The organism is Planktothrix sp. FACHB-1355 (genome assembly GCF_014748295.1).
Lineage (GTDB): Bacteria > Cyanobacteriota > Cyanobacteriia > Cyanobacteriales > Aerosakkonemataceae > Aerosakkonema > Aerosakkonema funiforme_A.
The window spans coordinates 1-3,712 of sequence record NZ_JACJUP010000689.1; the positions used below are offsets into that span (position 1 = coordinate 1).

The following is a 3,712-nucleotide window of genomic DNA, read 5'->3' on the forward strand; positions in this document are numbered from 1 at the left end:
GGTGCGACGGTTCGCCAAACCGTTAATTTTATGCACGGAAATTTATTAGAACCTGTTTTTTTGAAGGGGAACAAATATGATGTAATATTTTGTCGCAATTTGTTGATTTATTTATCCGAGTTGGCATCTACTCAGTTAATGGAAGGGTTAGATTGCCTGTTAATACCGAACGGTTTAATATTTGTGGGTGCTGCCGAAAGTGGAAAAGTACCGGGGGATCGTTTTGTCTCTGTTCGTCAACCGTTTACATTTGCCTACCGCAAAACCGAACAGTCCGGTAAAAATCTTACTTTGCCATCAGTCGCTCCCAAACAGAACCTATCTTTCCTTACAAAACCTACCTTTACTACCAAAGTTGTACAACGAGACGGCAAGCTCGAACAGCCTCAGCTAGACTCGCTCAAACAAGCTTTCTCCCGAACGCAAAGGGTGGGAGAAACAAGGGAAGGATTGCTATCGCCAGCCAATTCCAAGACAAACCCTTTGTCAACGGAACTAATTAAATCCAAAATCGGTAGCCTCCAGTCACCAATATCTCAACCGCCATCACCGATACCGGAGCTTCAAATCGCCCGAAAGTTAGCAGATGCGGGAAAATTAGAAGAAGCAGCTAGCGCAGGTAAAACGTTTCTAGGTAAAAATCCTACCAGTGCCGAAGCTTACCTATTATTGGGGGAAGTTTATCAGGCAACAGGAGACGATCGACAAGCAGAGCAACACTTCCAAAAAGCGCTGTACTTGCAACCAGATTGCTACGAAGCGCTTACCCATCTGGCTTTGCTCAAACAAAATCGCGGCGATTTCGCTGGTGCAGCCCTAATAAAACAACGCATTAAAAGATTAGAAAATTCTCAAAATTTGGGCTAAATGCGAACGCTGTAATATACTATCGATCATCCCTAATTGGGAAATTTTACTTTTTTCCAAAGCAATCGATCTGAAACCACAAGGGGATTACCATGTTTGTGCAAGATGCGATTTTGTCCAAAAACAAAGGCATAGAAGGAAAACTCATTTCCGGATTTCTTGTTATCGGTGGCATTGTATTGATTGTGGGGCTGATCGGTCTGTTCGGCACCTACAGGCTCAGCGGACACATCAATGCTATCGGCGAAAATGCTTTTCCTTCTGTCTTCAGTTTGTGGAAAGTGAATGAGGCACATAGCGCGGCTGATGCAGCGCTTTTAGCACAATTTGTTCCTACCATCTCTCCGCAGAAAAAACAAGAAGAATTAAAAAATCTGCAAGATGCGCTCGTTCGCTACAAGGAAGGGCTGGAAAACTATGACAAACTTAAGCGCGACCCAGAAGAAGATAGTTTATACAGATCTGCAAAGCCATCTTTGGATAAGTGGAGGACGACGATCGACCAAGCGATCGAACTCAACGACGAATTTAGAAGATACGATATCCAATTTCCAGGACAAGAGCGGGTTGACTTGCTCCTGGCGGGTAAAAGAGACACGCCAGAATATGCGCGAGCCCAAGCAGCAGCTGAGGCACAAAGAAAAGTTTACCAGTATATAACCGATGTCGAACGACCTGCCTTCAACGAAGGAACAGCGCAACTGCTCAAACTTTTAGATTACAACCAACACTTGGCGGATGGGGCAAGAAGCACAGCTCAAAAAGATGTTGCCGGTACAACGTTTTGGTCAATAACGGCAATGCTCGTCGGAACAGCGATCGCAGTTCTATTCGGCTTTTACTTCAGCAATACGATCGCCAAACCAATGGGAGCCAAGATCGCCGGAGTGGTAACTGTTGCCGAACGAATTGCCGCCGGGGATCTCAGCACTTCCGTACCATCTGCCGAAAGCAACGATGAAATCGGCAGGCTGCAAAATGCCTTCCGAAACATGATCAAAAATCTCAGTTCCTTCATCACCCAAGTCCAAAGATCCGGCATTCAAGTCACAACATCAACCACACAAATAGCCGCCTCTGGCAAAGAATTAGAAGCAACTGTAGCAGAGCAAGCCGCCTCGACCAAAGAAGTAGCAGCCACAGCGCAAGAAATTTCCGCCACCAGCCGGAAACTGTCTCGCACAATGGAACAAGTAGCCACTTTAGCTCAATCCACCGCCGTTTCCGCAGGTGGTAGCCAAAAAGACCTTTCCTCAATGGAAAACGTTATGCGTCAGTTGGCAGAAGCCACCACTTCCATCTCCAGCAAACTGGGGATCATGAATGAAAAAGCCAACAATATTAACAACGTCGTTACAACGATTACCAAAGTAGCAGACCAAACCAACTTGCTATCCCTCAATGCCGCTATTGAAGCGGAAAAAGCAGGGGAATACGGAGCCGGTTTTGCGGTAGTAGCCAGAGAAATTCGCCGACTGGCAGACCAAACAGCCGTCGCTACTTTGGAAATCGAACAAATGGTTAAAGAAATGCAATCTGCCGTTTCCACAGGCGTGATGGAAATGGATAAATTCAACAAAGCTGTTAACGATAGCGTCGAAAAAGTGGTGACTATTGGCGAGCAAATTGCCCTGGTAATTCAGCAAGTGCAGGGACTGACACCGCGATTTGAAGAAGTCAGCCAAAGCATGGAAGAACAATCCCAAGGAGCCCAACAAATCAGCGAGGCAATGGAACAATTAACGCAAGCTTCCCAGCAAACATCGGATGCTTTACGCGAGACTAACAGTGCCGTCTCCCAGTTGGACGACGCCGCTCAAGGATTGCAAGCCGAAATACGTCGCTTTAAAGTAGCTTAATACTCAGTTCTGAGTACCTAAAGTCTATAGCTGGTAAGAGTTTTGTCTCAAGGCTCCACCAAATAAAAAAAGGGAGTTTTTGACGCCGATTGGGTGTAAAATATCTATTGAGGTAAGAGGGTAACGAAGAAATAGCTAATTCTCTCTTAAGAACAAATTAAAAATAGCGACTGCCTAAGTAATCACTAATTAAATTCCAGTCGCTATTTACTAAACTCCCACTCATCGTTCTAGAAGTAATCCGCTCGGAAAACCAAAATCATGAAAAAGCTTAGTTTGCAAAATACTCTCATATCGGCCTTTATTTTTTTAACCTTAATTGTGTTGGTTGTGGGAACCATTGGTTTGTTAAGCAACAATAGACTCGGGTCGCACATTGATACTATTGGCAAGAATGCTTTTCCTTCCATCTTTAACTTAGGGAAAGTGAATCAAGGCCAAACTGCCGCTGAAGCGGCCTTTTTCGCTCAATCAATTCCCAGCAATTCGGGGACACAAAAACAGCAAGAATTAAAAAAATTACAAGATGCTCTCGCTCAGGTCGATGAAGGATTTGCAGAGTATGAAAAACTCCCTCGCGATCCCGAAGAGAACAAAATATACATAGCTATAACCCCGGCGTGGCAGCAGTGGAAAAATAGTATGAACCAGTTAATCAAGATGAATGAAGAATTTAGACAGTACAATATCCCGTCCCCTGCAAAAACACTCCTTGAATTGGCCAACCAAGGCAAAATAAATACACCGGAATATACTCGAACAGTAGCGGCTTTTCAATTAGTACGAAAGATGGATGATTATATATCTAAGATCCACCGACCATATGTTGCGGAAGCTACAAATCAAATGCAAAAACTATTGAATTATAACCAAGGTTTAGCGAACAATGCCTTACAAAAGGCTGAATCAGATATGAGGGTTACGACTTTTTGGGCGATCGTTGGAATAATGCTTGGTTTGGCAACATCAATATTTTTTGGTTTTGT

3 protein-coding genes are annotated in these 3,712 nt (G+C 44.1%); all 3 read left to right on the top strand.

Annotation, left to right across the window (positions count from 1 at the left end):
* On the top strand, nucleotides 1-867 hold an 867-nt coding region (locus H6S82_RS23095; RefSeq protein WP_277926545.1), incomplete at its 5' end, for a CheR family methyltransferase.
* 92 nt (nucleotides 868-959) lie between these two features.
* Complete coding sequence (locus H6S82_RS23100) at nucleotides 960-2,726, top strand: methyl-accepting chemotaxis protein (protein WP_190465224.1); 1,767 nt, start codon at nucleotides 960-962, stop codon at nucleotides 2,724-2,726.
* A 261-nt stretch (nucleotides 2,727-2,987) separates the two neighbouring features.
* On the top strand, nucleotides 2,988-3,712 hold a 725-nt coding region (locus tag H6S82_RS23105), incomplete at its 3' end, for an MCP four helix bundle domain-containing protein (protein WP_191056771.1).